Here is a 15,181-nt window from a genome sequence, read left to right as displayed (position 1 = left end):
GTTTAATATTAAATTAAGTTTAAATTAAGTATGGAGGAGAGGTTTGATTTTGAAAGAGGAAGAAAAAGTCATTGATGAAATTAAAATTTGTAAGATAGGAGGTTAATATGCCAGTTCCTATTGGACCAAAGGTAAGAAAAATAGAGGTGAACATTGTAATACAAAACTATATAATCAGGGGGAAGATATCAGTTCCTCAAAACATGAGATTTTCAGACGCAATAAACAGATTTCTTAAGGAGGTTAGCTTTATTCCTCTCACTGATGTGGAGATTAAAAGCACAATGCAGACTGAGAAGATAGCAAAAGCTGACTTCTGCCTTATAAATAAATCTCTTATAGTCGGAATTTTTCCTGCCGAAGAGGGTGTATAAGTTAAATTAGATAACTTTGATCTATCTTTCCAATACTTCTCGGTCTCTCCTTGAGGGTAGCATTCAGTATCATGTGTTTCTTACCTCTGATTATCTCAATTTTAACTGTATCACCAACTTCATGTTCCCTTATGTATTTGGTAAGTTCCTGAACTGTTGTGACTTCCTTACCATCAAATTTTGTTATTATATCAAACTCCTTTAAACCTGCTTTATCTGCTGCAGTGTTTGGATAAACTTTCAAAACAAGAACTCCTTTATCTACTGGGAGTTTTTCCCTCTTTGCAATATCTTCGTTTATTGAGACACCACCTATACCAAGGAATGGCCAGACAACCTTACCATACTTGTTTAAATCAGAAACAACCTTTACAACTGTATTTGATGAAACTGCAAAACCTATACCCTGGGCACCACTTTTTATGGCAGTGTTCATTCCTATAACCTCTCCTGCCATATTCAAAAGTGGTCCACCACTATTACCAGGATTTATTGCTGCATCAGTTTGTATAACTCCCACAAGAGTCCTTCCATCTTCAAAGGAAAGAGTCCTCTCTAAAGCGGAAACTACGCCTGACGTTACTGTGTGATCAAGACCATATGGATTTCCAATGGCAACCACCATTTGACCCACCTTTAATTTAGAGGAATCTGCAAATACAAGATGGGGAAGATCCTTTGCCTTTATCTTTAAAAGAGCTACATCTGAAGATGGATCCGTTCCAACGATAAAACCTGTAAACTCCCTACCATCAGAAAGAGTTACAGTTATATCCTTTGCATCTTCAATAACATGGTAGTTTGTAACTATATCCCCATCACTGGAGATTATAAATCCAGAACCAAGTGCTGGAGTCTCGTATGTAAAGAAGAAACCTGAAACAATCTTCTTGGTAGATATGGTAACCACAGCAGGTCCAGCTTCCTCTGCTACTTTTATTATTTGAGACTCCTCCAGATTGATAATTTTTGTGGTCTCTATAATCTGTGTTTTAGTTGGAGTCTGAGTGCTTGAACTTTCTTTCGCCTGTGGAAAATACTTCATTGTAATAAAAGAGCCTACACCACCGCCAACCAAAGCACCAATTAGAAACACAATAATCCATAAAACTATACTTGGTCTTCTATAAGGTCTATACTCTCCAAAGCCATTCATATCTTTACCTCCTTTTTAAACAAGCAATTTAAACTTCATCTTTTATTATACACCCCAGATTAAATTTGTTACTTAGACCTTACGACTCTGGGTGCCAGGCACTATCCGTTGCAATTTTTGGATAAATCACTTAAAAAATATTGAGAGGATGAAGGCAAAGATGAGGGCAGGTAAAAAGTTTGATAGTTTCAGCTTCTTAAGTCCCAGTATGTTTAGTCCAATTCCAATTATTAGAACACCCCCAACACCTGTAATCATATTTACAGTGTGGGTAGTTAGAAGAGATCTCGCCAAAGACGCACCAATTGTTAATCCTCCTTGATAGATAAGTATGAAAAGTGTGGAAAAAAGGACACCAATACCAAGAGTGGAGGAAAGGGCAATTGAGGTTATTCCGTCAAGGATGGATTTTGTATAAAGGAGTGTAGCATCGCCAGTGAGACCCTCATTTATAGCTCCAACAATGGTCATTGATCCCACACAGAATATAAGTGATGCAGTGATAAAACCTTCTGTAAAAGAGCCTTCGCTTTTTATCTTCCTTTTTATCCTATCTCCCACTCTCTCAAGAAAATCTTCTATTTTTAGAATCTCCCCCACAACTGCTCCAAGAATCACAGAAAATACCATAATAATTATGTTGTCAGTCTTTAACGAAAGTATAAATCCAAGGGCAAGTGATGAAAGTCCAACCCCCTCCATGGCAATCTTTTTAACTCTATCTGGAAGTTTATTACCAATTAATAAGCCAACCCCACCTCCCACAAGAACTGCAATAATGTTTACAATGGTTCCCTTCATATAAAAGAAGGAAGAGCGTTTTAAACGCTCTCCCTCTCCTTTTTCTCTTGCTTCTCTTTGACCCTTACACTGTCATAATCTGAAAAGCCTGTTCCTGCAGGAATTAAACTTCCAACAATTACTGCCTCTTTAAGACCTTCCAGTGTGTCAGTCTTTCCAGCAATGGCTGCCTCTGCAAGAACCTTTGTTGTCTCCTGGAATGATGAGGCAGAGAGGAATGAATCAGAAGAAAGTGCCGCCTTGGTGAGTCTCAATAGAAGCACTTTGTAGGTTGCAGGTTTCTTTCCCTCAGCTCTAACAACTCTATTCTCCTCTTCAACCTCTGTTCTCTCAACTTCCTGGCCTGGATAGAACTTTGTATCACCCGGTTCAATTATAACCGCTTTCCTCGTTAACTCCCTAAGTATTATCTCTATGTGTTTGTCGTTTATATTCACACCCTGACCTTTGTAAACCTTCTGAATCTCCTGAAGTAGGTACTGCTCTGTATCTCTAATCCCCTTCACCTGGAAGAGTTTGTGTGGATCAAGTGGTCCTTCAGTCAATCTATCCCCTGCCATAACAAAATCTCCATCCTTAACTCTTAAACTCTTACCATATGCAACAGAGTAAACTGTCTCTTTACCCATTAATTTTGAGACAATGGCTTCCTTATCAAGGGATAAAATATCCTGAACCTTTTCCAATTTTACCTCTTTAAGTGCCTCAATGAGTTCCTCATCAAGGTCAGCGTCATATATTGTAGTTTTTGAATTAACATTTACAAGTTTTTCAAGGGCATCTATCAATGTAGAGTAAAGTTCAAGCGCCTTTGTCTTTGATCTTGGAGTAACTATTATCTTTCTTGAATCCTCTTCATCTTTTATCCTCACATAACCTGTAACTTCCGATATTATAGCTCCACCTTTTGGCTTTCTCACTTCAAAGAGTTCCTCAACTCTTGGTAAACCTGTAGTTATATCCTTTGCTGCAACTCCTCCTGTGTGGAAGGTTCTTAAAGTTAACTGGGTTCCTGGCTCTCCTATGGATTGAGCAGCTACAATTCCTACTGCCTCTCCCACATTTACAAGTCTCCCTGTGGATAGATCTCTACCATAGCACTTCGCGCAAACTCCATTTGGTGCCTTGCATGTGAAAATTGATCTTATCTTTACTCTCTTTATTCCAGCTTTCTTTATCTTCTCCACTGCCTCTTCATCTATCTCCTCTCCCTCTTTAAGAATGAGTTCAGATTCCACAGGAATCTTTATGGGAAACTCAGTTATTCCATTCTCTTTTACCTTCTTAACAAGCTCTGCAGTTACAAGTTCACCTTCTTTGAAAAGGAGTCTCTCATCTTTATCAAATATATCCTGTGATAACCATGCTCCCTCTGGAATTTCATCACCAACTTTAAACATTATCTCCTTCTCTGACGGGGTATAAATATCCTCTGCAGCATATCTACCAAGAATTCTCTCTTCAAGGGTCTCAATAACTCTCTGACCTTCTCTAATCTCCTCTACATACACTCCCTCTGGGAAGTTTCTTACCCATACCTCTTCAATTCCCTTCTCCTCTATCTCCTTTGCAAGTTCTCTTGTTATCTCCTGATCCTTCTTTACAATAATATCTCCAGTCTTTGGATCAATCACATCTCTTGCTGCAATCTTTCCAACTATCTGCCTGTATAAAGATTTAATAATCTTATTCTCTATCCTAAGTGGTCTCACAGGTATCTCACTGCAATCTTCATACTTTACAACCACCTTATGGGAAACATCTGCAAGTCTTCTTGTAAGGTAACCAGCATCTGAAGTTTTAAGTGCAGTGTCTGCAAGACCCTTTCTTGCCCCATGAGTTGAAATGAAGTATTCAAGCACAGATAGTCCCTCTTTAAGATTTGACTTTATTGGAAATTCTATAATTCTTCCAGATGGATCTGACATGAGTCCCCTTATTCCAACCATCTGGAGTATCTGCTCTGGTTTTCCTCTTGCCCCAGATGCTGCCATAAGGAACAGGAAGTTAAAGGGATCGTATGTTACAAATATCTCCTGTTTCAATTCCTCAACAGCTTTAAGCCAGACCTCTATGGTTTTCTTATACCTTTCCTCTTCAGATAAAAGCCCTTCTTCATAGAATTTTTTAATTTTTTTCTCTTTCTCCTCTGCCTTTCTTAAAATCTCTCTTCTCCTCTTTGGAATTACCATATCATCCATACCTATGGTTAAACCTGAAAGGGTGACCATTTCAAAACCAAGCTTCTGTACCTCATCAAGTAGTTCCGCAGTCTTTTCAAAACCATACCTCTTAAATACCATGCTGAAGAGTTCGTTTATACTCTTCTGATCAATGAGTTTGTTAAAGAATGGGAATGTTGGGTCCTTTAATACAGATTGAATGAGCTCATTAAATAGTACTCTACCAACTGTTGTATCCTTTATCCACTCTCCATTCCAGTAAAAATCTATCTTTGAATTGAGCTCCACCTTCTTCTCTTCAAGGGCTGCCCTCAAATCATCAACAGTGTAAAATTTAAGTCCTTCTCCCTTTGCTCCATGTTTTATGAGTGTTATGTAGTAACATCCAGCAACCACATCCTGCACAGGGAGTGTAATAGGTCTTCCATGCGCTGGAGATACGGTGTTGTATTTTGAAAGCAGAAGGTATTTTGATTCAGTTTGTGCAGCAATGGAGAGAGGAAGGTGTATTGCCATCTGGTCTCCATCAAAATCTGCATTGAATGGTGGACAGACAAGAGGAGAGATTTGAATTGCCTCTCCATCAACAAGAACAGGTTTGAAAGCTTGTATACTCATTCTATGAAGGGTTGGAGCTCTGTTCAATAGAACCACATAATCTTTAACTGTATCTGCAAGAACCTTCCACACATTGCTATCTGGTTCTTTTACCGCTCTCTCTATCATCCATTTTGCATTTCTCAAGTTTACTGCGATTCCCCTCTCCTCAAGGTCATGCATGAGGAAAGGCTTAAAGAGTTCAAGAGCCATGCTCTTTGGAACACCACATTCATCAAGCTTTAAATTTGGTCCAACAACTATAACACTTCTACCTGAATAATCCACTCTCTTTCCAAGGAGGTTCTGTCTGAATCTTCCCTGTTTTCCCCTCAAAATATCTGATAGAGAACGAAGAGGTCTGTTGTGGGAACCAATAATTGGATGAGTCTTGTGGGAATTGTCAAGCAACGCATCCACTGCTTCCTGGAGCATCCTCTTTTCATTCTGCAGCATTATGTCCGGTGCATTTACTGCTATGAGTTTCTTCAACCTGTTGTTTCTATTGATAACCCTCCTGTAGAGATCATTCAAATCCACTGAGGCAAATCTTCCTCCTTCAAGGGGGAGGAGTGGTCTTAAATCTGGTGGAATAACAGGTAAAACTGTAAGAACCATGTACTCTGGTTTGTTTCCAGAATTTATGAACGCTTCAACATAGTCAAGTCTCTTCATTGCGTGAATCTTTCTCTGTTTTGAACTGGAATCTCTAATCTCTTTAAGGAGTTCGTCTCTAAGTTTTGGAAGGTCAAGACCTTTAAGTAAATCAAGAATTGCCTCTGCCCCTCTCTTCGCCACAAAATCATATCCTGCTTCTTTATACTCTCTATACTCCTCCTCTGAAATAACTTGCTTATCTTTAAGGGGAGAGTTTCCTTTATCTATAACTACATAGGATGCGTAGTAAACAATTTTTTCAACATCAGTCTTTGACAAATCAAGAAGGATGGGTATTATATTTGTTGCCCTGAAGTACCATATATGTACAACAGGAGCAGCAAGATTTATGTGACCAAATCTCTCTCTCCTAACCTTTGATGAGGTAATTTCAACTCCACATCTCTCACATACAAGTCCTCTATATCTAATTCCTTTTAATTTTCCGCAATGACACTCGTAATCTCTTACAGGTCCAAAGATTCTCTCGCAGAAGAGACCATCCATTTCTGGTTTGAAATTTCTATAATTTATGGTTTCAGCCTTCTTCACCTCTCCATGAGACCACGAAAGGATCTCTTCTGGAGAGGCAAGGGAGATCTGAATTGCCTGAAACTTTTTTTCAGTCAAAAGTTCACCTCCTGTTATTCCTTACCCTCTTCTCTCTTCCTTCTCTTTATTATCTCTTCTGCAATCCTTGCTGGAACCTCTTCATACTTTGCAAATCTTGCTGTGAAGTAACCCCTCCCTTGAGTTAAAGATGCAAGATCCAGTCCATATGTAAGCATCTCAGCCTCAGGGACGAAGGCTCTCACTATGGAAATTCCCTTCTCTGAATCCATGCCAAGTATCTTCCCTCTCCTTGTGTTGAGGTCTGATATTATATCTCCAAGAAATTGCTCTGGAACTCTAATCTCCACTTCAAGTACTGGTTCAAGAAGAACTGGTTTTGCCTCTGCCATTGCCTTCTTGAAAGCCATTGATGCAGCGATTTTAAAGGCAAGTTCAGATGAATCCACAGGATGGTATGAGCCATCATAGAGAACAACCTTAACATCTACAACAGGATAACCGGCAAGTATTCCCTCCTTCATTGTCTCTCTAATTCCCTTCTCAACAGCTGGAATGTATTGCTTTGGAATTGCTCCACCAAATATCTTATCAACAAATTCAAACTCTTTTCCTCTCTCAAGAGGACTTATCTCAATGAAACAATGACCATACTGACCATGACCACCTGTCTGTTTCTTATATTTTCCCTCTGCCTTTGCAGTTCCCTTTATTGTCTCTTTATATGCAATCTCTGGTTTAGTTAGGGTAACTTCCACTCCAAACTTCCTTGCCAGTTTTTCAACCATCACCTGAAGGTGTGTTGCTCCCATGCCTTTTATAAGGAGTTGTTTTGTTACATCGTTTCTTTCAACAATAAAAGTGGGGTCATCTGCGGTGAGTTTGAATATTGCTGTACTCAATCTATCCTCATCTTCCTTTCTCTTTGGTTCCACTGCATATGAAAGGACTGGCTCAGGATACTTCAACCAATCATACTTCACCTTAAAGTTGGAATCACAAAGGGTATCTCCTGTAAGGGTATGGTTGAGTTTTGCAATAACTCCCATATCTCCTGCAAGAATCTTGTCTGTTTTCTCCTGATTCTTTCCCCTTATGAAGAAGAGATTTGAAACCCTTTCCTCTTTACCCTTATCCACATTGAGTACCTTCATATCACTTGTCAGTTTTCCAGTGTAAACCTTTACAAAGTTAATTCTTCCCACAAATGGATCAGTAAATGTCTTAAATACAAGACCAGAGAAGGGCTTTTCTGGATCAATGCTATCAACAACAACCTCACCTGAATTGGGCTTCTTACCGTAGCGTTTCTCATTAAGATATGGTGAGGGAAATTCATCAACGATAAAATCAAGAATCTCCTCTGTTCCTATATCAGATACGGAGGAAGAAACAAGAACAGGGAATATCATCCTATTCTTTATTCCCTCCTTTAGACCCTTCTTTATATCATCAGGAGAAAGGTCTCCTTCATTGAGATACTTATCCAACAACTCCTCATCATTCTCTGCTATTTTCTCTACAAGCTCATTCTTGTACATTTCAAACTTTTCCTTCTCAGAATCAGGAATATCCACTTCCTTTACATTTCCACCTTCAAATATCTTTGCCTTTCCTGTAAGAAGGTTTATAACACCTTTAAAGCTCTGCCCTTGACCAATGGGAAGAATGAGGGGAACAGCGTCTGAACCAAAGAAATCCCTGATACTGGTAAGTGCTTTTTCAAAGTTTGCATTCTCTCTATCCATTCTGCTTACAACAAAACATGCAGGAATCTCCTCTTCCTTTACAAACTCCCAGACCCTTTCAGTTCCAACTTCAACACCTGAAGAGGCATCCACAAGAACAACGGCAGCTTCTGAAACCCTTAATGCACCCCTAACCTCTGCAAAAAACTCAAGGAATCCAGGGGTATCAAGTATATTTATCTTGTGATCCTTCCAGAATATGGGAATTAGTGATGTGGAGATACTTATCTGCCTTTTTATCTCCTCTGGCTCAAAATCAGAGACAGTGTTTCCCTTATCAGTGCTTCCCTTTTTATCTATCGCCTTTGAAACAAAAAGCATAGACTCAACAAGACTTGTCTTTCCAGCTCCACTGTGAGATACAAAAGAAACATTTCTAATTTTAGAGGGTTCTAATGTTTTCATTGATTCACCTCTTTTTTCTTAGTTTTTTTTCTTCTTGTTGGAAGAAAGAATTTTATCTCCTTTTTCTCCTCTTTTTTCTCTATAGGAGGAATTGTTTTTACTGAAATACCAAGTCCCTTGAGTTCTCTAATTAGAACCTTAAAGGACTCAGGTATTCCAACCTCTTCTATATCTCTTCCCTTCACTATAGCTTCGTATGCCTTCCTTCTTCCCTCTATATCATCGGATTTCACTGTAAGCATTTCCTGAATCAGATGTGCTGCTCCATAACCCTCAAGAGCCCAGACCTCCATCTCACCGAGTCTCTGGCCTCCAAATTGGGATTTTCCTCCAAGAGGTTGCTGGGTAACAAGGGAGTAGGTCCCAGTAGATCTTGCGTGAACTTTATCAAGGACAAGGTGGTTCAGTTTCATGAAGTATGTGTATCCAACAAGGGCAGGGGCAAGGAATGGTTCACCTGTGTATCCATCGTACAGGATCTCTTTGCTGTTTACATTAAAACCAGCTCTCTTGAGCATCTTTTCTATATCTTTCTCGCTCAAAGAAGAGAAAATTGGAACCTCTGCTCTGAATCCCATTTTGTATGCAACAAGTCCAAGCATGGCTTCAAGAACCTGTCCTATATTCATTCTTGATGGAACAGAGAGTGGAGAGAGAACTATGTCTATTGGTGTTCCATCGCTTCTAAAAGGCATATCCTCTTCAGGTAGTATTGCTGCAACAACTCCTTTATTTCCGTGTCTACCAGCCATCTTGTCTCCAACCATTATCTTTCTCTTCTGTGCCACAAGAACCTTAACAAGTTTATTTATTCCAATGGGAAGTTCATCACCTTTGTCTCTTGAGTAGACTCTTGTCATTATCACAGTTCCAAATTCACCGGGTGGGAGTCTCAGGGAGACATCTATAACATCTCTCCCCTTCTCACCAAACATTGCTCTCCAGATCTTTGATTCAGGAGAGGTATCAACCTCTGTCTTTGGAGCAAGTTTTCCAACGAGTATATCTCCAGCTTTTACCTCTGCGCCTATCCTTATTATTCCATCTTCATCAAGATTTCTTAAATCAACTTCATCAACATTAGGAATATCACGGGTTAATATCTCAGGACCTGCACGGGTATCTCTTACAGTGGTCACATACTCCTTTATATGAATAGATGTATACACATCATCCTTTACCAATCTTTCACTTATAAGAATTGCATCTTGATAGTTGTACCCTCTCCATGGAAGATATGCAACAAGGAGATTTCTTCCAAGAGACAGTATTCCATCCTTTATTGCCTGTCCATCTGCAATGATCTGGCCCTTCTTTACCTTCTCTCCCTTTTTAACTATGGGTCTTGAGTTTATACATGTGTCCTGATTTGACCTTTCAAATTTCTTGAGTTTGTATATCTTTCTCTCTTTGCTACCACGAACAACAATCCTATCAGATGAAACCTCCTCCACTTTACCATCTATCTCAGATATTACAACACTTGGGTCGTGTCTTGAAACAACCTTTTCCATTCCAGTTCCCACAAGTGGAACCTCTGGAAAGAGTAGAGGAACTGCCTGTCTCTGCATATTACATCCCATCAAAGCTCTGTTTGCATCGTCATGCTCAAGGAATGGAATGAGAGATGCTGAAACAGAAAACACCTGAAGTGGTGAAACTTCAATGAAATCAATCTTTTCAAGAGGTATCTCAACGATACTTCCCTGATGTCTACCAAGAGCTATCCCATCATTTAAGAGATTGCCTTTGTCATCTTTAAGAAGTTCACCTTTCTTATTAACAGGTGTGTTTGCCTGTGCTATGTAGTACTTTTCTTCCTCACCAGCTTCAAGATACACAATCTCTTCAGTTATCTTCCCATTCTTCACCCTTCTGTATGGAGTCGTTATGAATCCATACTCATTTATCTTAGAAAATACTGTAAGGGAGTTTATGAGTCCAATATTCTGCCCTTCAGGAGTCTCTATAGGACAGATTCTACCGTAGTGTGATGAGTGAATATCTCTCACTTCAAGTCCTGCAGTCTCTCTGGTCAAACCGCCTGGTCCCATAGAGGAGAGTCTTCTCTTGTGAGTAAGAGAAGAGAGAGGATTTGTCTGCTCCATAAATTGGGAAAGTTGTCCTGTTCCGAAGAAACTCTGGAGAGCTGCCGTTATTGGTTTTGAATTTACAAGATGCTGTGCTGTGTATCTATCCTCTGAATATGTACTGATTCTACCTTTGGCAACTTTAACCATTCTCAACAAACCAAACCTCATATTTACTTCGAGGAGTTCTCCTACTCCTCTCACATGTCTGTTTCCAAGATGATCTATGTTATCAAGTTCTGCCTCTTTATTTTTTATCTTCACAGCATGTTTTATTATCGCCACAAGATCATCAAAGGTTACTATGTTATCCTTGAGATTGAGGCCAAACTTCTGATTTATTTTGTGTCTTCCAACATCTGAAAGGAAGTTCCTCTTTTTATCAAAGAACATGAGATTTATAAGATTCTTGGCTGACTCAAAGGTTATCCTCTCACCAGGTCTCAACTTCCTGTAGATTTCAATTATTGCATCCTTCTGGGTCTTGTTTGGATCCTTTTCAACGGTCTTAATTATGATTGGATCCACCATCTCCTTGTATATTTCAACATAGTGAATACCAAGGGAAGCTATGTAATCAAGTTTTTTCTGAGTAATCTCCTCTCCCTCTTTGTAGATAATCTCTCCTGTCTCTGGATCAAATATATTTTCAGCAAAGGTGGCTGGAATAAATCTATCTGCATCAAGCACACCTACTTTTATTTTTCTCTTCTCTTTAAACATCTCGAGGATTTCATCATCTGTAAGTTCTTTAAAGACTCTTAAAACAGTGGGGAAGTAGAGTTTCCTTGAACCTTTATTTAGCCTTACAACGATTGTTCCACTTGTTTCAATCTCAAAGATAAACCAAGTTCCCCTTTCTGGAATTAACCTTGCTTCAAAGAGGACTCTTCCAGAATGAGCAGATGATGGAGTGGTAAAATATACTCCTGGTGCCCTTATAAGCTGAGAAACAACCACTCTCTCTGCTCCATTAAATATAAAAGAACCATGAGGTGTAATATATGGAATCTCTCCTAAGAAAACCTCCTGCTCTTTTATCTCTCCACTCTTTTTATTTATAATTCTCACCTTTGCCTTGAGATTCCCTGAGTATGTGAGTTTTCTCTCTTTACACTCCTCAACTGAAAGCTCTGGTGGAATAACTTTTGGATCAAAAAATTCAAGTTCCGCCTTTGGGGTCTCAACTGGTGAGATTTCTTCAAGGAGTTTCGGTATTTTCTCGTTTATAAATCTAAAAAAAGATTCCTTCTGGAATTCAAGTAAATCGGGAATCTCAGGCTGAAATAAAAATTTATTGAAGTTTTTAACTTCTTTTATCTCCATATTGTCTCCAGTTTAAAAGGGAAAGAACCCCGATAAATCGGGGTTCTATTTAATCTCCACTGTAGCACCTACAGCGGAGAGTTTATTCTTAATTTCCTCTGCCTCTTCCTGGCTTACTCCCTTCTTTACAGTTTTAGGAACATCTTTGCACAGTTCATTTGCCTCCTTGAGGGAGACACCAAGGATCTCACGGAGAACTTTAATGACCTGAATCTTTGCCTGACCAACACTGGTTAAAACAACGTCAAAGGTGGTTTTTTCTTCCTCCTGTGCTGCCTGCTGACCACCACCACCAGCAACTGGCATTGCCATTGGCATTCCAGATACACCAAATTTCTCCTCAAGAGCTTTTACCAACTCCACAAGATCAGTTACGCTCATCTTTTCAATTGCTTCTAAAATTTCTTCTTTAGTCATTCCTTCCTCCTTTTATGCTTTTTTATCTTTTATCTGATTTAAGACAAAGATCAATTTCATGGCAGGATACTTAAGGGCAAAAACAAGCCTTGCAAGAGGAGCTTTCATTCCCCAGACAAGTTTTCCATAAAGTTCCTGCATAGAAGATAGTGATGAAAGTTCCTTTATATCACTCTTGGTCAATTTAAGTGTTCCAAGGAGTCCACCCTTTATATCAAAGTTTCTCCTGTGCGATTTCTGAAAATCATTTACCACTTTCATAACAGGGAATGGGTCTTCATATCCAAAGACAACTGCTGTAGGACCGGTAAAAATCTCATCATCCACTTCAAATCCTTTTTCCGTAAGTCCCATCTTTAAAAGAGTGTTTCTATAAACTTTGAGTTCTCCTCCATTTTCTTTAATGCTACGCCTTAAGTTAGAGATCTCTGGCACAGTGATTCCACTGAAGGTTGTAAAGAGCATAAGCTTTGCTTTTTCTGCCTTCTCTTGAAGTTCCTTTAGAAGTTCTCTCTTTCTTTCCCTTGTTATCATAACTGCCTCCTAAAATTAAAATATCCTTCCACCGAAGGACAAGAAGAAACCTCTTTTCCCAATTTCTCTTGCCTCGGTGGGCGAAAACATCATTAAGCTTTTAAAAAGCACCCACTTTCTCAGGCAACTTTTTTAATTTCGTTTAAAACCTTTTGAACATCAAGTTTTACTGAGGGACCCATTGTTGGAGAAAGGTAGATGGACTTTATAAACTGGCCCCTCACTGTAGCTGGCTTCGCTTTAAGTAAAGCTTCAAGCAGTGCAACAAGATTCTCTTTGAGTTTCTCTTCAGGGAAACTCACTTTACCTATGGAAACATGAATGTTTCCAAGTTTATCCATCTTAAATTCAATTTTTCCTTTTTTAATCTCCTGAACAACTCTTCCAATGTCCATAGATACTGTTCCAGCTTTGGCATTTGGCATAAGTCCTCTTGGTCCAAGGATCCTTCCTAACTTTGAAACCATGGGCATCATATCTGGAGTGGCTACAACAGCATCAAAGTCAAGCCATCCATTCTGAATCTTCTTTATGGTCTCCTGATCACCAATATAATCTGCACCAGCTTCTTTTGCCTCCTTAGCCTTCTCACCTTTAGCAAAGGCGAGAACTCTCTTTGTCTTACCAACTCCATGTGGAAGAAGAACAGAACCTCTGACATTCTGATCAGATTTCTTGGGATCCACTCCTAACTGAATGTGAACCTCCACACTCTCGTCAAATTTGGCAGATTTAAGTTCTTTTACAAGTTTTATCGCTTCATCAAGGGTATACTTTTTCCCTTTCTCAATCTTCTCTAAAAGCGCCTCGTATCTTTTTCCCATCTTTCTCACCTACCTTTCAACCTCAACACCCATGCTTCTCGCAGTTCCTTCAACTATTCTCATAGCTGCCTCAAGTGACCCAGCATTGAGATCCTTCATCTTCTTCTTTGCAATTTCTTCAACTTGTTTCTTTGATAGTCTTCCAACCTTAACCTTGTTCGGTTCACCTGATCCCTTTTCAATCTTCAATGCCTTCTTTATAAGTGCAGAAACTGGTGGAGTCTTTATTTCAAAAGTGAATGACTTATCTGTATATACAGTTATAACAACTGGAATAAGAATTCCATCCTGGTCCTTTGTCTTTTTGTTAAATTCATTACAGAACTGCATGATGTTTACACCCTTCTGTCCAAGGGCAGGACCTATTGGAGGCGCAGGAGTTGCCTTTCCAGCAGGAATCTGTAATTTTATTATTGCCTCAACTTTTTTAGCCATAATACCTCCTTATTATATCTTCTCTAAGTGTACAAAGTCAATCTCAACAGGTATATCTCTGCCAAAGATTGACAATCTCACTATGGCTTTTTCCTTATCCTCAAATATCTCTTCCACCTTGCCTATCATCTGATCAAAAGGTCCACCTATAACCTTAACAGTATCTCCTACAGAGAAGGTAAGTTGTGCCTTTGCCTCCTCTATTCCAATTCTATCCATTACCTCTCTTACTTCCTCTTCAGTGAGTGGAATGGGTTTTCCTCCACCACCAACAAAACCAAGAACACCTGGAGTGTTTCTAACTATATACCATGACTCATCATCCATTATCATTTCCACAAGTATGTAACCTGGATATACCTTTTCTGGAACAATCTGTCTCTTTCCATCTTTGAGTTTTACCTTCCAGTCCACAGGAACTTCTACTCTGAAAATCTTGTTCTGCATAGAATAGGTCTCTATCCTCTGCTCGAGGTTTTTCTTAACCCTCTCTTCCATACCAGAGTAGGTGTGAACAATATACCACCTTTTCTCTTTCTTTTCTTTCTCCACAACCTTTTCCTTACTCATACTATATTGTAATTACAAGTCTTAAGAGGTATGCAAATATTGAATCAAGAATCCCAATATAAACAGCCCAGAATGCTATAAATATAAGCACTGTAACAAAGGATGCAACAAGCCTCTCCTTTGTAGGCCAACTCGTCCTGTGTATAAACTCTACCTTTACCTCTTTTAAGAAATTTGAAATCCTTTTAAACAAACTTACCTTTTTACTCATAATAAATGGCAGGCCCGGAGGGACTTGAACCCCCAACACCCGGTTTTGGAGACCGGTGCTCTGCCAATTGAGCTACGGGCCTTTACTTCACCTCCCTGTGAAGGGTATGTTTCTTACAGTAAGGACAATACTTCCTAAGCTCCAATCTCTGAGGATCGTTGTTCTTGTTTTTAGTTGTTGTGTAGTTCCTTCTTTTACATTCAGTACATTCAAGAGTAATTATAACTCTCATCTTCCACCTACTCTATAACCTTGGATATTACTCCAGCACCAACAGTTCTTC

General features: G+C 39.2%; 13 protein-coding genes, 1 tRNA gene and 1 other annotated feature. Of the genes, 1 reads left to right on the top strand and 13 read right to left on the bottom strand.

The genetic code is table 11. The features are described from left to right. Positions 1-107: 107 nt before the first annotated feature. Positions 108-374: a hypothetical protein gene (locus tag J7J33_04060; protein MCD6168464.1), complete on the top strand. Its 267-nt coding sequence runs from the start codon at positions 108-110 to the stop codon at positions 372-374. Position 375: 1 nt separating this feature from the next. Here the strand turns inward: J7J33_04060 and J7J33_04055 are convergent, their stop codons facing one another. The 13 genes from J7J33_04055 to rpmG form a co-directional block, all read right to left on the bottom strand. Beyond that, complete coding sequence (locus tag J7J33_04055) at positions 376-1,530, bottom strand: trypsin-like peptidase domain-containing protein (GenBank protein MCD6168463.1); 1,155 nt, start codon at positions 1,528-1,530, stop codon at positions 376-378. Between the two features lie 126 nt (positions 1,531-1,656). Beyond that, complete coding sequence (locus J7J33_04050) at positions 1,657-2,331, bottom strand: DUF554 domain-containing protein (protein MCD6168462.1); 675 nt, start codon at positions 2,329-2,331, stop codon at positions 1,657-1,659. A 20-nt stretch (positions 2,332-2,351) separates the two neighbouring features. After that, positions 2,352-6,416, bottom strand: coding sequence for a DNA-directed RNA polymerase subunit beta' (gene rpoC / locus J7J33_04045; protein MCD6168461.1), 4,065 nt, complete (start codon positions 6,414-6,416; stop codon positions 2,352-2,354). Beyond that, positions 6,413-8,491, bottom strand: a complete 2,079-nt coding sequence (gene fusA, locus J7J33_04040; protein ID MCD6168460.1) for an elongation factor G — start codon at positions 8,489-8,491, stop codon at positions 6,413-6,415. The genes rpoC and fusA overlap by 4 nt, the downstream gene beginning before the upstream one ends. Further along, the gene (locus J7J33_04035) at positions 8,488-11,907 is read right to left on the bottom strand and encodes a DNA-directed RNA polymerase subunit beta (protein MCD6168459.1); all 3,420 of its coding nucleotides are present in this window, start codon (positions 11,905-11,907) and stop codon (positions 8,488-8,490) included. The genes fusA and J7J33_04035 overlap by 4 nt, the downstream gene beginning before the upstream one ends. Positions 11,908-11,952: 45 nt before the next feature. Continuing rightward, on the bottom strand, positions 11,953-12,324 hold the full coding sequence (gene rplL, locus J7J33_04030) for a 50S ribosomal protein L7/L12 (GenBank protein MCD6168458.1): 372 nt from the start codon (positions 12,322-12,324) through the stop codon (positions 11,953-11,955). Positions 12,325-12,336: 12 nt separating this feature from the next. Beyond that, positions 12,337-12,858 (bottom strand): 50S ribosomal protein L10, encoded by a 522-nt coding sequence (locus J7J33_04025; GenBank protein MCD6168457.1) that lies wholly within the window; start codon positions 12,856-12,858, stop codon positions 12,337-12,339. A 6-nt stretch (positions 12,859-12,864) separates the two neighbouring features. After that, positions 12,865-13,000: a sequence feature (ribosomal protein L10 leader region), on the bottom strand. Further along, positions 12,978-13,691 (bottom strand): 50S ribosomal protein L1, encoded by a 714-nt coding sequence (locus J7J33_04020; GenBank protein MCD6168456.1) that lies wholly within the window; start codon positions 13,689-13,691, stop codon positions 12,978-12,980. Its footprint overlaps the feature before it by 23 nt. Then, the gene (gene rplK / locus J7J33_04015; protein MCD6168455.1) at positions 13,692-14,117 is read right to left on the bottom strand and encodes a 50S ribosomal protein L11; all 426 of its coding nucleotides are present in this window, start codon (positions 14,115-14,117) and stop codon (positions 13,692-13,694) included. A 12-nt stretch (positions 14,118-14,129) separates the two neighbouring features. Beyond that, positions 14,130-14,687 (bottom strand): transcription termination/antitermination factor NusG, encoded by a 558-nt coding sequence (gene nusG / locus J7J33_04010; GenBank protein MCD6168454.1) that lies wholly within the window; start codon positions 14,685-14,687, stop codon positions 14,130-14,132. 1 nt (position 14,688) lies between these two features. After that, the gene (gene secE, locus J7J33_04005; protein MCD6168453.1) at positions 14,689-14,880 is read right to left on the bottom strand and encodes a preprotein translocase subunit SecE; all 192 of its coding nucleotides are present in this window, start codon (positions 14,878-14,880) and stop codon (positions 14,689-14,691) included. Between the two features lie 24 nt (positions 14,881-14,904). Beyond that, a tRNA-Trp gene (locus J7J33_04000) sits at positions 14,905-14,980 on the bottom strand. After that, positions 14,981-15,130, bottom strand: a complete 150-nt coding sequence (gene rpmG, locus J7J33_03995; protein ID MCD6168452.1) for a 50S ribosomal protein L33 — start codon at positions 15,128-15,130, stop codon at positions 14,981-14,983. Positions 15,131-15,181: the final 51 nt, after the last annotated feature.

The organism is Caldisericia bacterium (genome assembly GCA_021158845.1).
Lineage (GTDB): Bacteria > Caldisericota > Caldisericia > B22-G15 > B22-G15 > B22-G15.
This window is presented reverse-complemented; position numbering and strand designations above follow the sequence as displayed.